Here is a 14788-nt window from a genome sequence, read left to right on the forward strand (position 1 = left end):
TGCCAATCTCCCCCTTGTGGGGGAGATTGGCTATCACCTAGGCTTTCGCCAATCGTCACCGTCGCAGATGCGAGGTCGCGGACAACTCCTCCCCAACGCCAAAAACAAAAACGCCGCGGAGCAAGCCGCGGCGTTCGATGAAATCGGTGGCCGAACTCAGCTCGACGGCTGTGGTTCCATACCGCCTTCGGGCTCAGGACCCTTCTTGCGGCGGCCGCCGGACTTCGGCACGGCCGAGCCACGACTTGGCGGCGTATCGTCGCCGAGGTCGCGTGCGGGCTTGTGGCCGGCGATCAACTGCTTGATCTCCTCGCCGGACAGCGTCTCGTATTCCAGCAGGCCCTGCGCCAGCGCGATCCATTCCTTCTTCTTCTTGGTCAGGATGGACTTCGCCGACGAATAGGCCTCATCGATCAGGCGGCGCACTTCGGCGTCGATGATCTGCGCCGTTTCTTCCGAGACGTTCTGCGTGCGTGCCACCGAATGGCCAAGGAACACTTCTTCCTGGTTGTCGCCATAGGCGACATGGCCGAGCTTGTCGGAAAAGCCCCAGCGCGTGACCATGGCACGCGCCAGCTTGGTCGCCTGCTCGATATCCGAAGAAGCTCCGGAGGTGATGTTCTCCTTGCCGAACTTGAACTCCTCGGCGACACGGCCGCCCATCATGATGGCGAGCCGCGAGATCATGTATTTGTAGCTCATCGAATAGCGGTCGCCTTCGGGCAACTGCATGACCATGCCGAGCGCGCGGCCGCGCGGGATGATGGTGGCCTTGTGCAGCGGATCGGCCGACGGCACGTTAAGCGCGAGAATGGCGTGGCCGGCCTCATGGTAGGCGGTCAGCTCCTTCTCGGCCTGCGTCATGGCCGACGAGCGGCGCTCGGCGCCCATCATGATCTTGTCCTTGGCGTCCTCGAATTCAGCCATGGTGACGAGGCGCTTGTTGCGTCGTGCCGCCATCAGCGCGGATTCGTTGACGAGGTTCATCAGGTCGGCGCCGGAGAAGCCAGGCGTACCGCGCGCGATCACCTTGAGGTCGACATTGGGCGCCAGCGGCACGTTGCGCACATGCACCTTGAGGATCTTCTCGCGGCCGACGATGTCAGGGTTCGGCACCACGACCTGGCGGTCGAAGCGGCCTGGCCGGAGCAGCGCCGGATCGAGCACGTCGGGCCGGTTGGTGGCAGCGATCAGGATGATGCTTTCGTTGGATTCGAAACCGTCCATCTCGACCAGCAGCTGGTTCAGCGTCTGCTCGCGTTCGTCATTGCCGCCGCCGAGGCCGGCGCCGCGATGACGGCCGACTGCGTCGATTTCGTCGATGAAGATGATGCAGGGCGCGTTCTTCTTGGCCTGGTCGAACATGTCGCGGACGCGGCTTGCACCGACGCCGACGAACATCTCGACGAAGTCAGAACCGGAAATGGTGAAGAACGGCACATTGGCTTCGCCGGCAACCGAGCGCGCGAGCAGCGTCTTGCCGGTTCCCGGAGGGCCGACGAGCAGCACGCCGCGCGGAATCTTGCCGCCGAGCCGCTGGAACTTCTGCGGATCGCGCAGGAACTCGACGATCTCTTCCAGATCTTCCTTGGCTTCGTCGACGCCGGCAACGTCCTGGAAAGTGACGCGGCCATGCGCTTCGGTGAGCAGCTTGGCCTTCGATTTGCCGAAGCCCATCGCGCGGCCGGAGCCGGACTGCATCTGGCGCATGAAGAATATCCAGACGCCGAGGATGAGGATCATCGGCAGCCAGGAGATCAAATAGCCGAACAGCGAATTGGAACCGTCCGTTTCAGGCCGCGCATTGATGGTGACGTTCTTGTCCTGCAGCCGCGAGACCAGCGAAGGATCGCCGGGCGAATAGGTCTGGAAACCGCTGGAATTGTCGGTGTAGGTGCCGCTGATACGAGCGCCAGCAATGGTCACCGTCTTGACCCGCCCCGCCGCGACATCCTGCAGGAACTGCGAATAAGGCACATCGCTGGAAGCCCCTCGCGTCTGCGGCGTCTGGAACAGATTGAACAGGGCTATGAGCAGGACCGCTATGATCGCCCAGAGCGCGAGGTTGCGATAGTTCGGATTCATCAATTGTCCCGTTGGCGTCCGCGAGGCGGACACGCGTCATGAGAGGAAACTTGCGCCTAACATAGGGAGAGCGTCCCCCCTTGCCAAGCAGAACAGCACGTCTGGGTTAAGCTTTCGCGCAACCATCAGCCGGCACTGTGGCCGCTGAAAGGCAAGGGCGGGACCGGGGCCGCGCCAATCAGCCCGGCGACGGCCCGCGCCGGCGCTAGGTCGAAGGATGGCAGGAAGCGGCCGAAGGGGGCAACGACCGGCCGCGCTTCCACCGTCGCGGACTTCAGTCCATATCCAGGCAAACCAAGGCATTCACCGGCCTGCCACACCGCCGGTTCGGCCGCGAGCGCGGCGCGCATCAGGCTCGACGGGGTTTTTCCTTCACCCGTCGCCAGCCGCTTCGCCGCTGCCGCGCCTAACGGGGCAATCAACAATGCGCTGCTGCTGTCGTTCAATGTGATGTGCCGGCGGCCGTCCCACAGGGTGCTGCCGGTGGCGGCAGCGGCAGCGGGCAGTCCGCGCGCCTCGCGGCGCAGGAATATGCCGGAGCGCCGGGAATCGACAACCGTCCGCGACAATGTGGCGCAAAGAAATCCAGCCCTCAGCCGACCGAACAGAGCCTCGCTGCGGGCCTGATCCGGCAGGAAGGCAATCCCGCCGGTCGTGGCCAGAAGGATGCGCAACGCATAGACGGCCGCCTGCTCGTCACCGGAGGAGAGCAGGCACGGGTCGAGGCGGATGAGGCCGATGGCTGGCTGGCTGGCGAAGCCATCGATCAAACCGGCTGCGCTGGCGCCAAGCTGCCTGCGCTCGAGGGCGGCCTGGCCCGCGAGCATCAACATGCCCTTCACATGCTCGACACTCTCGCCGGCAAGTGCGGCCCGCACACGCGGCCGCTCGAAAGCCGCGTCGTCATTGGTCGGATCGTCAGCCCAGCCGACATTTTGACGGCGCAGGACGTCGCGCAATGCCGCGCGCCGCACGCCGAGGAGCGGCCGCACGATCCAGATGCGGCAGTCATAGAGGGTGGCCGGCGCCATGCCGGCAAGTCCCCGGCCGGCCATGCCGGCATGGCCTTGGCCCTCGTCCCGCGCGTGCCGCATCAGCACCGTTTCCGCCTGGTCGTCGGCGGTATGGCCGGTGAGGATCATGCCGATGCCTTCCGCTTGTGCCGCCTCGGCTAGCAGCCGGTAGCGCGCCTCGCGAGCGGCGGCGGGCAGACCGGTCGATGGCTTTGGACCCGACCATGTCAGGATGCGGTGTGAAATTCCGAGCCTGGCGCACAGCTTCGCCACTGTTTGCGCTTCCGCAGCCGAACCGGACCGCAAACCGTGGTCGATCGTCACCGCCAGCAGCCTGGTTGCCGGCGCCCTACGTTCGAGATGGTGTTTGAGAAGAAGGAGCAGGGCGGTCGAGTCGCTGCCGCCGGACACGGCCGCAACAGCGCCGCTGGTAAAATCGATATGCGAAAAAGGGTTAGTCGAAAGGTCCGGCTCGGTGTCGAGCATGATGGATGTCGCCCAAAAGTGATCCCGGTTTCAGGACAACGACATGTATGACAAGGATCAGCAGGCAGCCAGAGCCTTCTCCTGCTTGACGCGTTCCTTGAGCGCGCTGGAAATATCGGGGTAGCGCTTGCCGACCTCGCTGAAAGTGGCGCAGGCAACGTCATGCTGCTTGAGGCCGACCAGCGACACGCCGAGCTTCAGCAACATGTCGGGAGCTTTCTTGGCCTTGGGGTAGTCCTTGCTGGCGGCAAGGAACGTCTCGGCCGCATCGCGGTATTTCTGCTGGCCGAGCAATGACTCGCCCAGCCAGTAATGCGCGTCCGCGGCCTTCGCATCCTTGGGGAAGCGGGCGATGTGGTCGCGAAAACCCTGCTCGGCGGTGCCGTAGTCGCCCGAGAGGATGAACTGGTATGAGTTGCGGTAGAGCTCTTCCGGATTGTTGGTGGCGGGCAACGCCGCGACCACCGTATCGGATTTGCCGGCCTTGGGCGCCGCCCCGGCGACTGGCGCGGTATCCTGCGCCGGCGCGGTCGATTGTGTGTTGCCGCCGGCATCGATGACATTGCCGTTCTTGTCGACGGTGATGCTGCCGAAGGTCTTTTCCGGCGCTCCCGTACCGGGAATAACCTTGCCGGGGTCGCCATCCGGAGATTCGACGATGACGTCCTCGACCGTCTTGCCGACTGCCGATTGATCGTTGGCGGGCTCGGCGCCGGCATCGGCCGGCGCCCGTGTTGCCGGGGCCGCCGCCACGTTGTTGTCGGTGCCGGTGGTGGCGTCCGATTTCTTCTGCGCCGGCGGCTGTCCGCCTTGCGTGCCGCCACCTTCCAGCTGCTGGAAGCGGAATTCATTATCTTCCTGCTGCTTGCGGATCTGCTCCTGCATTTGCAGGACCTGGAAATTGAGTTCCTCGATCTTGCCGTTCATCTGCCGCAGCTGCTCTTCCAGGCTGGTGACAGCGGTAGGATCGGACTGCACCAGCTGAACCTGGTCCGGTTTCTTCTTTTGACCAAAAAAGCCGGGCAATTCGATACTGGGAAGATGGAAGGTAAAGCCGCTGTCGGTTGATTGCCCTGTGCCGCTCGCCCCGGTGCCGCTAGCCAGGGCGGTGACGCCTGATAGGAGCAGCAGCGCAAGCGTGCCGCTCAGAACCGATCTCAAATGCATGTGCCTCTCGCAGTGATTTCGTTAGCTTGTTCGCGCCTTCCAATCAGAATGGGACCAGCCAAGCGCCCTCGGCTCATAGCAGGAGCCGAGACTTCGGCCAAATTTTGTTTCGGGCATCCGGATATGAAAAAGGCGGCCCCAAGGCCGCCTTTCGCACAAGTATGTTGCATTTTTACCGCTAGACGGCCACGCGTCCTTTGACGCGCCGGTCCATGATGCCTCAGGAGCCAGCGCCGCTAAGCGTAGTGACCGCGCGGCGATTCTGCGACCAGCAAGAGATGTCGTCGCAAACCGCGACCGGACGTTCCTTGCCGTAGGAAATGGTCTTGAGACGGCTGGCCGAGACGCCCTTGGCGACAAGGAAGTCACGGGTAGCGGCTGCGCGGCGGGCGCCGAGCGCCAGATTGTATTCGCGCGTTCCGCGTTCGTCGGCATGGCCTTCGACGACGATGGCATACTGCTTATACTGGTTCAGCCACTGTGCCTGGCGCGAGAGCGTCGTCTGCGCGTCGGCACGGATCGAGGTCGAGTCCGTATCGAAGAAGATGCGGTCGCCAATGTTGACGGTGAAGTCCTGCGCCGATCCGGGTGTTGCGGCGCCGGCGCCGTTAAGGCCAAGATCGGCCGCGTTGTTCGGCGTCTTTTTCGAGGCGCAACCGGCGATGGCGAGCATCGCCACCAGCGCGATCATGACCGGGTTTCTGGTAAGTGCTGCAATACGGCCCATGCCGCCTCTCCTTCGTAATTCGAGTGGTCTAATTTGAGTGATTTCGTTGATCACCCAGTAACCACGTTTGGGTTAACCGGCATTCAAGAAACACGGTTAAATTTTGGTTTAAGCTGCCCGTCCGCAGCCATTGGCCATGAGCCACAGTTGGCGCGGACCCTAGGCGGAAATACGGCCAAAACGCGACAAAGAGATGGAAAAGAGGAATTGAAGAGTTGGGGAATTGAAGAACTGAAGAGAGAATTCACTTCAGCTTTTCTCTCAGATTGATCAGCATGCCGTAGATATGGTCATAGGATCGCAGCCAATCGTCGTGTTGTGCCTGGCTGATGTATCCAAGGTCGAACGCATAGGAAATTCACGTCTCCACTTCGCTGCATGACCCCATTGCCCATCGAAATGAACCGCGCGAATTGGGTTTGGAGTGAGTCTGCTTGGCAAATCACTCAGCCAAATTGGCGCAGATCCCCTTGCTGGAGCGACGCAACTGATCAGCCAGTGCGTATTGCTCCATTTTCGGGAAGGCGAGCGTAGCTTTATGCACGTCAAGAGAGACCACATAAGCGCGCTTATAAACCTCTAGATCCTTCGCACGCTTGATGTGGCCGCCCGCCTTCTCCATTCTTCAGTTCTTCAATTCCCCAGTTCCTCAGTTCGTCTCTTACTCCAGCAGCGGCGACCAGGCAGGGTCCGAAGCGAAGTTCGCCGTCGGGATCGATTGCTCGTTGCGTCCGGTCAGATCGACCGAAACCAGTTTGGGGCCACCGGCGGAATCGCGGAAGAACATCAGCACGCGGCCATTCGGCGCCCAGGTCGGTCCCTCCTGCTGGAAGCCGGAGGAGAGGATGCGCTCACCCGATCCATCGGTCTTCATGACGCCGATCTGGAATTCGCCGCCGGTCTGCTTGGTGAAGGCAATCAGGTCGCCGCGCGGCGACCATACCGGTGTCGAATAGACGCCGTCGCCAAAGGAGATACGGGTCTGGCCCGAACCGTCGGCGCCCATCACGTAGATCTGTGCGCGGCCGCCACGGTCGGAGGTGAACACCACCTTGCTGCCGTCGGGCGAATACGACGGCGAGGTGTCGATGGCGGTCGAGTTGGTCAGCCGCGTCGTCGAGCGGCTGCGCAGGTCCATGGCGAAGATGTTGGAATTGCCGTCGTCGCGCAGCAGGCTCATGATCACCTTCTGGCCATCGGGCGAAAAGCGCGGCGCAAAGGTCATGCCTGGGAAATTGCCGACCAGTTCGCGTTGGCCGGTCTCGATCTGCAGCAGGTACACCCGCGGCTGACCGCTTTCATAGGACATGTAGGTGATTTCCTGCCGGTTCGGCGAGAAACGCGGCGTCAGCACGATCGACCTGCCGTCCGAAAGATAGCGGACGTTGGCGCCGTCCTGGTCCATGATCGCGAGGCGCTTCTTGCGCGCATTCTTGGCGCCGGATTCGTCGATGAAGACGACGCGGGTGTCGAAATAGCCTTTTTCGCCGGTCAGCCGCTCATAGATGGCGTCGGCGATGATATGGGCGACACGCCGCTGATTGGCATCGTTGGCGAAGAACTGCTCGCCAGCCATCTGCTGGCCGGCAAAGGTATCCCACAACCGGTACTGGGCGCGGATGCGGCCGTCGGCTTCCTTGCTGACGCTGCCCGTGACCAGCGCCTGCGCGTTGATCACCTTCCAGTCGTCGAAGCGCGGTGCTGCATCGGGGTTGGTGATTTTCTCGATAAAGGCGCTCTTGTCGATCGGAGCGAACAGACCCGAACGCTTCAAATCGGCGGTGACGATCTGCGAAATCTGCGCCCCAAGCGCGTCGCCGCCCTGGAAATCCGTGATGGCGATCGGCAGCGGCTCGACGTTGCCCTTGTTGACGTTGAGCTCGACGAGCGCCAGCGCCGGCAACGTGCCTGCCGCGGTCATGCCCATCGCCATTGCTGCGACCATCAGGAGCGGCTTGAGGATTGATTTCATGTCTTCTCGCTTCTCGTACTGATTTTCGGATGACAGGGCCTTAGAGGCCGAGCATCTCCCTTGGATCGAAGGTGACGCGGACGTCGGCCCAGATGTCCTGCTTGCCGGCGGGAACTTGCAGGCCGGTGACATCGCATTTTTGCACCGCACGAACGGCACTTTCGTCGAACTGGCGATTCCCGCTCGACTTTTCGACCGCCGGGCGCCCGTCCAGCTTACCGGATGCATCCAGGTTGAACCGCACCACGACGAGGAAGTTCTCGGAACCTTCAAGGCCGACAGGAAGGGTCCAGCAGCCGCCGAGCTGGCTTTCCAGGGCACCCATTTCGGACCTGGAAAGCTTCTGACCTTGGTCCTTGTCGCCGCCGAGCGACGCCTGCTGGGTCGAGCGCTTGGCGCCCCCGCCGGATGGTTTCTGCTTGTCGAGGAGCGCGGAGATCTCGTCGGCGTTGAATTGCTTGTCATCGGATTTCGGCTTCGACGACGCTTCCTTGACCGGCTTGTCGGCGTCCTTGCGCTCCGGCGCCTTGGCGCTTTCGGCCTGCGCCGGCTGCGGCTTCGGCCGCGCTTCCGGCGCGGGAGCGGAATCCGGCAGCTGCGTCGCCTCGGCGGGCGGCTCCTGCGCTATGGCTTCAGCGACGGCGTCGGGCTTGACCTCGGGCGTCGGATCGATGGCAGCGGTCTTGTCCTGCGGCGGCGGGGTCGGCGCCGGCTTGGCCGGTGTCGGCTTGGGATCGGCCTGCTTGACCGGCTCGGGCTTGACCTCTTCCTTGGGCGTCGGCGCCGGCGCCACTTCCGTTGCCGGGGTGGGCTTGGGCTTCTCCTGCGGCTTCGGCACGTCCTCGGGCTTCGGCTTTTCGATCGGGGTCGGCGCGGGCGGCGGAGCCGAGGTCATGTCGACGGGCTTCGGCTTGGCTTCCGGCGTTATCGGCTTGTCGGTGTCGACGCTGTTCTCGCCGACCTTCTGCGCATCCGGAACGATGTCCGGGCGCTGCGTCGGCACAGGCGCCGGCTTTTCATGCATCACGGCCTTCTTGTCGCCCTGCAACGTCTGCGCAATGGCTTCCATCGGCACGATATCGACCGCGACCGACTCGACGTCGGACGACGGAAGTGCCGCCGGCGCCGTCAGCGTGAACAGGCCGAAGGTCAGCGCCGCCGTATGCAAGATGACCGATGTGGTGAGGCCGGTCTTCATCGCGCGTCTACTGGTCCTGTTCCTGCAGTGAAACCAGGCCGATGTTCTTGTAGCCAGCGGCCGAAATACGGGCCATCACCTTCATCGCCGTACCATAGTCGGTGGACTTGTCGCCGCGGATGAAGATGCGCTCCTCATAGCCGGTCTTGGAAATTGCCTGCAGCTTGGCTACCAGCTCCTCGATCGGGATTTCGGTTTCCTGCAGATAAATCTGGCCGGCGGCGTTGATCGAGACGGTGATCGGCTGCGTGTCGGCATTCATCGCCTTAGCCTGCGTATCCGGCAGGTCGATCGGCACGCCGACCGTCAGCATTGGTGCCGCGACCATGAAGATGATCAGCAGCACCAGCATCACGTCGACCATCGGCGTGACGTTGATCTCGGACATCAGTGCATGGTGACGGCCGCGCCGCCTGTGGCCGCGCCCGCCGCGTCCTCCCATGCCCATGGACATACCCATCTGCTACTCCTCAGGCCTTGGGGGCCACTTTTTCATCGATTTGGCGCGAGAGTATGGCGGAGAACTCGTCGGAGAATCCTTCCATGCGCACGGCTATCTTGCTCGCATCGGACGACAGCTTGTTGTAGGCGATGACGGCGGGAATGGCGGCGAGCAGGCCGATGGCCGTCGCCAGCAGCGCTTCGGCGATGCCCGGCGCAACTACGGCGAGACTGGTGTTCTTGGAGCCGGCGATCGCCTGGAACGACGTCATGATGCCGATGACGGTGCCGAACAGGCCGATGAAGGGTGCCGCCGAGCCCGTGGTGGCAAGGAAGCCGAGGCGCCCTTCCAGCTTTTCCATCTCGCGGGTCAGCGCCAGGTCCATCGCCTTGTCGATGCGGGTTTGCAGGCCGAGCGGCGACTTGGCGCCCTTCTCGAAACTCTTCTTCCACTCGCGCATGGCCGCCACGAAAATGGCGCCCATGCCGGTGGTCTTGCGATCGGCGAGCGTGCGGTAAAGCTCCTCCAGCGACTGCCCCGACCAGAACACCTGCTCGAACCGGTTGAGCGCCAGCCGCATGCGGGCATAGGAAACCAGCTTGTCGACGATGATCGCCCAGGTCCAGACCGAGGCGCAGAGCAGGCCGATCATGACCAGCTTGACCACCCAGCTGGCCGAAACGAACAGCGACCAAACCGACAATTGCGCGCCCGGATCGGCGAGTGCGATATTTTCCATCGTTACGTCCTTAAGATTTTCCGGGCGAAGCTGGCGGCTGGCCCTGGCATCCCTTGTGGTCGGTTCGCACGAAGCTACCGGAACAACCCCAAACTGTGCCGTTGTCGGCCTTTTCAGGGCAAATATTGGTGAAACGAAGGCGTTCGATAACGCCAATCTTCACCAATCTCTTCATGAACCGTTATGGTTAAGGATGGGTTAGTATATAAGGCGCGGCGCATTGCCACGCCCGCACAGTTGTAACGCCATCATCCAAGCGCGAAGTCAGGATGGGATGATATTCAGGTGATGCCGAGCCGAAAGCGGTGGTTTCCGAGAACCGGAGCGGAGGGTACTTGAAGTACCCGAGCACCGGAAGCGCAGGGAATCACCGTTTGCAGGCCGGCATCACCTGAATATCATCCCATCCGGGGCATGAATGCCGCCACCCATTCCTTGGGAAAGCGCCTTGGGCGGCCATTCTCGCCGATGATCGCCGCCTCGACCTTGGCCTCGACCAGCACCTCGTCGCCGCGCTTGAGCTGCTGCGCCATGAAGATGCGCGCGCCGGAAATGTCCTCGGTGCGGGTGTCGACGGTCAGGATGTCGTCGATACGAGCGGGGCCGCGAAAATCGATCTCCATGCGGCGCACCACCCAGACTATTCTTTCGCCATGCTTGCCGTCGGCAAGTTCTGTGTGGTGCACGCCGGTCAGCCTGAGATAGTCGGAGCGGCCGCGTTCGAAGAATTCGAGATAGCGCGCATGATAGACGACGCCGGAGAAATCGGTGTCGGCATAGTAGACTCGCGCCATCAGCCGGTGGCCGAACGCCGTCAGCGCACCGGAAAGCCCGGCCAGCAGCGTCGCCGATTCACCATGATCGCCCATTGCGCTTCCTTTTTTAGTCCCAGCGAGGCACCAGTTTCCCGCGGAACATAACATCGGATGGCACTGTTGACGGCGATGATCAAGAGTTTGACGGCGGCGCTGTTCGTGTTGGTGGCTTTGGCGCTGCCTGGCCAGACCGCGACATTCTCGATGAAGCGCGGCCTCAATCTCGACCAGTGGGTCACCTGGCCCGGCGAGGACCAGTGGGGCGACGCCAAGGCCATCCTGCCCTATCCGGAGTGGCGGAAATTCCTTGGGGAGGACGACCTCAAGGCGTTGAAGGATGCCGGCTTCGATTTCCTGCGCATGCCGGTCGATCCATCGCCCTTTCTGTCCGACCAGACCGTGGCCTTGCGTGACGATCTCTATGCCAGCGTGCTGGACTCGGTGCGCATGATCAACCGCGCCGGACTCAAGGTGATCGTCGACATGCACCTGATCCCGGCCGGCGGCAGCCGCAAGATCGGAATGGCTGAAGTGATGGGCGACCCACGGACCTTCGACGCCTATGTCGAGATGGTCCGCAAGATGGCCCGCACGCTGGCCAGCGAAGATCCCGCCCAGGTCGCCTTCGAGCCCATGAACGAACCGATCGTGGACTGCGACAGCGACGGCACGAGCCTGTGGCCGGACCGCCAGCGCAAACTGTTCGCGGCGGCGCGATCCTCGGCTACAAAACTGACCCTGGTGCTGACCGGCGCCTGCTATTCCGCCGCGAGTTCGTTGGAAAAGATCGACCCGAAGACGATTCCGGACGACAACGTCATCTGGACCTTCCATTCCTACGATCCGTTTCTGCTCACCCATCAGGGCGCAACCTGGGCCGGAGACTTCATTCCTTACGTGACCGGCCTGCCCTATCCGCTGAGTGCGGTGCCCAAGGCACAGCTCGACGTGACGCTCGACACCATCCGCGCCAGGATCAAGGCCGAGGCGCCATGGACGCGGCAAAGCGGCCTGCTTGCCTATCTTGACGAACAGGTCGCCAGCATGGACAGCCCCGACAGACTGCTCGGCTTGGTGGATGCGCCGTTCGAAAAGGTCGAGGCGTGGGCGAGGACCAACGGCGTCAAGCCTGGAAACATCACGCTGGGCGAGTTCGGCATGATCCGTCAGGAATACGGCAATTCCTATGTGATGCCCGCTAGGTATCGGGCCGCCTATGTCAGGGACATGATCGCGCGTGCCGAAGCACATGGCTTCTCATGGTCGGTGTGGAGCTATGGCGGCGCCTTCGGCATCGTCGATGCCTTCAACGGCGACAAGGCCGAGCCGGATGTGATGGACGCGATCAAATCGCTTCACTGAGGCGATCTGGATTTAGCCAAGGTCGATCGACAGGATTTCCGGCCGCATCCCGAAACGCACCGGCAATATGCTGAAACCGAGCCCGCCGGAGACGATCAGATTGCGATCGTTCTCGACGACGTGGCCATAGGCGTAGCGGTTGCCGAAACGCGATGGCACGACCGGCGAATAGCCGAACAGCCGAATTTGTCCGCCGTGGGTGTGGCCGGACAGGGTCAGCGAGACGCGCCACGGCACTTTCGGAAAAATATCCGGCTCGTGCGCAAGCAGGATGATGGGCGAGGTGTCGCTGACCTTGGCCAGCGTGCCGTCGAGATCGTCCAGCCCCGTGAAGCCGGCGCGGTCCCTGGTCGGCAGCAGAGCGAGCTGGTCGGCGAGCCCGGCAATCCACACACCATGCCCATCCTTTTCCAGGCGCACGACATCGTTCTCCAGCACCGGAATGCCGACTTTCTCCAGGGCCTTGCGCGCTACGGTCGGGCCGGCCCCGGCGCGCTGCGCGAAGCCATCTGCCCACCAGTCATGGTTGCCGAGAATCGAGAGCACGCCGAGCGGTGCCTTGAGGTCCGAGAGGGCGGAGGCCCATTGCGACGGCGTCACCGGGCCGGTCACCAACGGCATGCCGGCGATATAATCGCCGAGCAGGACGATCACGTCCGGCTGCAGGGCATTCGCGTCTTCGACAAGTGAGGCGATCCGCTCCGGCGTCATCCATGGCCGGCAGGCATGGATATCGGCAAGCGCGACGATGCGCAGCTTCAGGCCATCAGGCCAATGCGGCGGCGTTAGCGCATAGCGTTTCACATGCGTCAGCAGCATCGGCTCTATGCCGGCCGCATAGGCGCTGAACGCGGCAACCGACAGAACCGACCCGCCGATGAAGCGCAGGAATCCGCGTCTGGTGATCATTGCGTGGCTCCGGCAAACCATCGGAGCGAGATTGCCCCGGGATGGCACCGCCACCAGAGCCGACGAATGCGCCGGCAAACCGACGAAGCCGAGGATATTTTGCGCAGGCCGCTCACAGATTTTGTCGGCCCGGAACCTGCGCCTGATCGCCCTGAGCGCTATTCTTCCTGGAACAGGTTGATCTGCTGTTGCGCCAGATCCTTCGGCGCGTCGAGGCCGAGATGGCGCCAGGCATTGGCCGTCAGCATGCGGCCGCGCGGCGTGCGCTGGATGAAACCCTGCTGGATCAGATAAGGCTCGATAATGTCCTCGATGGCATCGCGCGGCTCTGACAGGCCGGCGGCGATCGTCTCGATGCCGACCGGCCCGCCGCCGAAATTGCGCGCGATCATGCTGAGGTACCGGCGGTCGAGCGCGTCGAGGCCGAGCGCGTCGACTTCCAGCCGGGTCAACGCTTCGTCGGCGATCTTGCGGTCGACATGGCCATCGCCGGCCACCGAGGCGAAATCGCGCACGCGGCGCAAGAGCCGGCCGGCGATGCGTGGCGTGCCGCGCGCGCGCCGTGCGATCTCCAGGGCGCCATCGTCGCCGAGCGGCATCTGCAGGATGCGCGCGCCGCGCCGCACGATCTGCTCCAGTTCCTCGACCGTGTAGAAATTGAGCCGCACCGGAATGCCGAAACGATCGCGCAGCGGATTGGTGAGCAGGCCGAGCCGCGTGGTGGCGGCGACCAGCGTGAAGCGGGCGAGGTCGATCTTGACCGAGCGCGCCGCCGGGCCTTCGCCGATGATCAGGTCGAGCTGGAAATCCTCCATTGCTGGATAGAGGATCTCCTCCACCGCCGGGCTCAGCCGGTGGATTTCGTCGATGAACAGCACGTCGCCTTCTTCGAGATTGGTCAGCAGCGCCGCGAGATCGCCGGCCTTGGCGATGACCGGGCCGGAGGTCGAGCGGAAATTGACGCCGAGCTCGCGCGCCATGATCTGCGCCAGCGTCGTCTTGCCGAGACCAGGCGGCCCGACGAACAGCACATGGTCGAGCGCCTCGTTGCGGCCCTTGGCGGCCTCGATGAACACTTTGAGATTGGCCCGCACCGCCGCCTGGCCGACGAAATCGTCGAGCGTCTGCGGACGCAAGGTCTGCTCGGCATCCTCGCCGCGTTTTTCCGGTGCAATCAGGCGGGGCGACAGGCTCATGCCGCCTTCCTTGCACACGGCAAGGAGCTGAACAAGCGACGGTTCACCGCGCCAGTTCCTTCAGCCCAAAGCGGATCAGCTTCGGCGCATCGGCATCCTCGCCCGCCGTCTTCAGCGCTGCCGCCACCGCATTGGCGGCGGTGTCGCGCGAATAGCCGAGATTGACCAGCGCCGAGACCGCGTCGGTGATCGGCGCGGAGGCCACGCCGTCGCCGAGTTCCTGCTTCAGCCCGATGGTGCCCGAGGCGGTGCCGGCATAGGCCGGCGCCTTGTTCTTCAATTCGGTGACGATGCGCTCGGCCACCTTCTTGCCGACGCCGGGTGCGCGCGAAACCATGGCGATGTCGCGCAGCGCAATCGCGTTGGCGAGGTCGGCCGGCGCCAGCGTCGACAGGATGGCCAGCGCCACCTTGGCGCCGACACCCGGCACATTGTTCATCAGCAGCCGGAACCACTCGCGCTCGAGCTGCGACTGGAAGCCGTAGAGGCGCAGCATGTCCTCGCGCACATAGGTCTCGATGAACAACACCACCGCTTCGCCCAGCGAAGGCAGCGCCGCCAGCGTGCGCGCCGAGCAATAAGCAACATAGCCGACGCCATGGATATCGACGAGGCAATGATCCTCGTCGACCTCGTCGAGCGTGCCCTTGAGCTTGCCGATCATGCCAGACCTTTCA

General features: G+C 63.2%; 15 protein-coding genes. 2 read left to right on the plus strand and 13 right to left on the minus strand.

Annotation, left to right across the window (positions count from 1 at the left end; genetic code table 11):
* Positions 1 to 156: 156 nt before the first annotated feature.
* The 4 genes from ftsH to pal all read right to left on the minus strand — a co-directional run bounded on the left by ftsH (position 157) and on the right by pal (position 5478).
* Complete coding sequence (gene ftsH / locus M729_RS0118985) at positions 157 to 2085, minus strand: ATP-dependent zinc metalloprotease FtsH (protein WP_013529152.1); 1929 nt, start codon at positions 2083 to 2085, stop codon at positions 157 to 159.
* 125 nt (positions 2086 to 2210) lie between these two features.
* Positions 2211 to 3584: a tRNA lysidine(34) synthetase TilS gene (gene tilS / locus M729_RS0118990; RefSeq protein ID WP_027162517.1), complete on the minus strand. Its 1374-nt coding sequence runs from the start codon at positions 3582 to 3584 to the stop codon at positions 2211 to 2213.
* 57 nt (positions 3585 to 3641) lie between these two features.
* Entirely contained in the window at positions 3642 to 4751 is a 1110-nt protein-coding gene (gene ybgF / locus M729_RS0118995) for a tol-pal system protein YbgF (protein ID WP_027162518.1), read from the minus strand.
* A gap of 220 nt (positions 4752 to 4971) precedes the next feature.
* Positions 4972 to 5478 (minus strand): peptidoglycan-associated lipoprotein Pal, encoded by a 507-nt coding sequence (pal, locus tag M729_RS0119000; RefSeq protein ID WP_013529149.1) that lies wholly within the window; start codon positions 5476 to 5478, stop codon positions 4972 to 4974.
* A 33-nt stretch (positions 5479 to 5511) separates the two neighbouring features.
* On the opposite strand from pal, the gene M729_RS1000000138870 reads away from it, so the two are divergent.
* Entirely contained in the window at positions 5512 to 5748 is a 237-nt protein-coding gene (locus M729_RS1000000138870) for a hypothetical protein (RefSeq protein ID WP_164767832.1), read from the plus strand.
* A gap of 172 nt (positions 5749 to 5920) precedes the next feature.
* Here the strand turns inward: M729_RS1000000138870 and M729_RS1000000139315 are convergent, their stop codons facing one another.
* The 6 genes from M729_RS1000000139315 to ybgC form a co-directional block, all read right to left on the minus strand.
* The gene (locus M729_RS1000000139315; protein ID WP_245267598.1) at positions 5921 to 6100 is read right to left on the minus strand and encodes a four helix bundle protein; all 180 of its coding nucleotides are present in this window, start codon (positions 6098 to 6100) and stop codon (positions 5921 to 5923) included.
* A gap of 39 nt (positions 6101 to 6139) precedes the next feature.
* Positions 6140 to 7450, minus strand: coding sequence for a Tol-Pal system beta propeller repeat protein TolB (gene tolB / locus M729_RS0119010; protein ID WP_013529148.1), 1311 nt, complete (start codon positions 7448 to 7450; stop codon positions 6140 to 6142).
* A gap of 40 nt (positions 7451 to 7490) precedes the next feature.
* Positions 7491 to 8648: a TonB family protein gene (locus M729_RS0119015; protein WP_013529147.1), complete on the minus strand. Its 1158-nt coding sequence runs from the start codon at positions 8646 to 8648 to the stop codon at positions 7491 to 7493.
* 7 nt (positions 8649 to 8655) lie between these two features.
* Positions 8656 to 9108, minus strand: coding sequence for a protein TolR (gene tolR, locus M729_RS0119020; protein WP_023811855.1), 453 nt, complete (start codon positions 9106 to 9108; stop codon positions 8656 to 8658).
* A gap of 10 nt (positions 9109 to 9118) precedes the next feature.
* Complete coding sequence (tolQ, locus tag M729_RS0119025) at positions 9119 to 9829, minus strand: protein TolQ (RefSeq protein ID WP_013529145.1); 711 nt, start codon at positions 9827 to 9829, stop codon at positions 9119 to 9121.
* A 398-nt stretch (positions 9830 to 10227) separates the two neighbouring features.
* A complete protein-coding gene (gene ybgC / locus M729_RS0119030) occupies positions 10228 to 10698 on the minus strand; it encodes a tol-pal system-associated acyl-CoA thioesterase (protein ID WP_027162519.1) in 471 nt (156 codons plus the stop codon).
* A 57-nt stretch (positions 10699 to 10755) separates the two neighbouring features.
* On the opposite strand from ybgC, the gene M729_RS0119035 reads away from it, so the two are divergent.
* On the plus strand, positions 10756 to 12006 hold the full coding sequence (locus M729_RS0119035) for a cellulase family glycosylhydrolase (RefSeq protein WP_027162520.1): 1251 nt from the start codon (positions 10756 to 10758) through the stop codon (positions 12004 to 12006).
* Between the two features lie 12 nt (positions 12007 to 12018).
* Here M729_RS0119035 and M729_RS0119040 read toward each other — a convergent pair whose 3' ends face one another.
* The 3 genes from M729_RS0119040 to ruvA all read right to left on the minus strand — a co-directional run bounded on the left by M729_RS0119040 (position 12019) and on the right by ruvA (position 14775).
* Positions 12019 to 12915 (minus strand): metallophosphoesterase, encoded by an 897-nt coding sequence (locus M729_RS0119040; RefSeq protein ID WP_027162521.1) that lies wholly within the window; start codon positions 12913 to 12915, stop codon positions 12019 to 12021.
* 158 nt (positions 12916 to 13073) lie between these two features.
* Positions 13074 to 14111: a Holliday junction branch migration DNA helicase RuvB gene (gene ruvB / locus M729_RS0119045; protein ID WP_023811851.1), complete on the minus strand. Its 1038-nt coding sequence runs from the start codon at positions 14109 to 14111 to the stop codon at positions 13074 to 13076.
* A gap of 43 nt (positions 14112 to 14154) precedes the next feature.
* Positions 14155 to 14775 carry a Holliday junction branch migration protein RuvA gene (gene ruvA, locus M729_RS0119050; RefSeq protein ID WP_027162522.1) on the minus strand — a complete coding sequence of 207 codons (621 nt, stop codon included), beginning with the start codon at positions 14773 to 14775 and terminating at the stop codon, positions 14155 to 14157.
* Positions 14776 to 14788 lie beyond the last annotated feature (13 nt).

This window comes from Mesorhizobium sp. WSM1293, from assembly GCF_000513875.1.
Taxonomy (GTDB): domain Bacteria; phylum Pseudomonadota; class Alphaproteobacteria; order Rhizobiales; family Rhizobiaceae; genus Mesorhizobium; species Mesorhizobium ciceri.

Coding starts and splice junctions, on each gene's coding strand:
- ftsH (WP_013529152.1), bottom strand. CDS start 2,085: ATGAATCCGAACTATCGCAACCTCGCGCTCTGGGCGATCATAGCGGTC.
- tilS (WP_027162517.1), bottom strand. CDS start 3,584: ATGCTCGACACCGAGCCGGACCTTTCGACTAACCCTTTTTCGCATATC.
- ybgF (WP_027162518.1), bottom strand. CDS start 4,751: ATGCATTTGAGATCGGTTCTGAGCGGCACGCTTGCGCTGCTGCTCCTA.
- pal (WP_013529149.1), bottom strand. CDS start 5,478: ATGGGCCGTATTGCAGCACTTACCAGAAACCCGGTCATGATCGCGCTG.
- M729_RS1000000139315 (WP_245267598.1), bottom strand. CDS start 6,100: ATGGAGAAGGCGGGCGGCCACATCAAGCGTGCGAAGGATCTAGAGGTT.
- tolB (WP_013529148.1), bottom strand. CDS start 7,450: ATGAAATCAATCCTCAAGCCGCTCCTGATGGTCGCAGCAATGGCGATG.
- M729_RS0119015 (WP_013529147.1), bottom strand. CDS start 8,648: ATGAAGACCGGCCTCACCACATCGGTCATCTTGCATACGGCGGCGCTG.
- tolR (WP_023811855.1), bottom strand. CDS start 9,108: ATGGGTATGTCCATGGGCATGGGAGGACGCGGCGGGCGCGGCCACAGG.
- tolQ (WP_013529145.1), bottom strand. CDS start 9,829: ATGGAAAATATCGCACTCGCCGATCCGGGCGCGCAATTGTCGGTTTGG.
- ybgC (WP_027162519.1), bottom strand. CDS start 10,698: ATGGGCGATCATGGTGAATCGGCGACGCTGCTGGCCGGGCTTTCCGGT.
- M729_RS0119035 (WP_027162520.1), top strand. CDS start 10,756: ATGGCACTGTTGACGGCGATGATCAAGAGTTTGACGGCGGCGCTGTTC.
- M729_RS0119040 (WP_027162521.1), bottom strand. CDS start 12,915: ATGATCACCAGACGCGGATTCCTGCGCTTCATCGGCGGGTCGGTTCTG.
- ruvB (WP_023811851.1), bottom strand. CDS start 14,111: ATGAGCCTGTCGCCCCGCCTGATTGCACCGGAAAAACGCGGCGAGGAT.
- ruvA (WP_027162522.1), bottom strand. CDS start 14,775: ATGATCGGCAAGCTCAAGGGCACGCTCGACGAGGTCGACGAGGATCAT.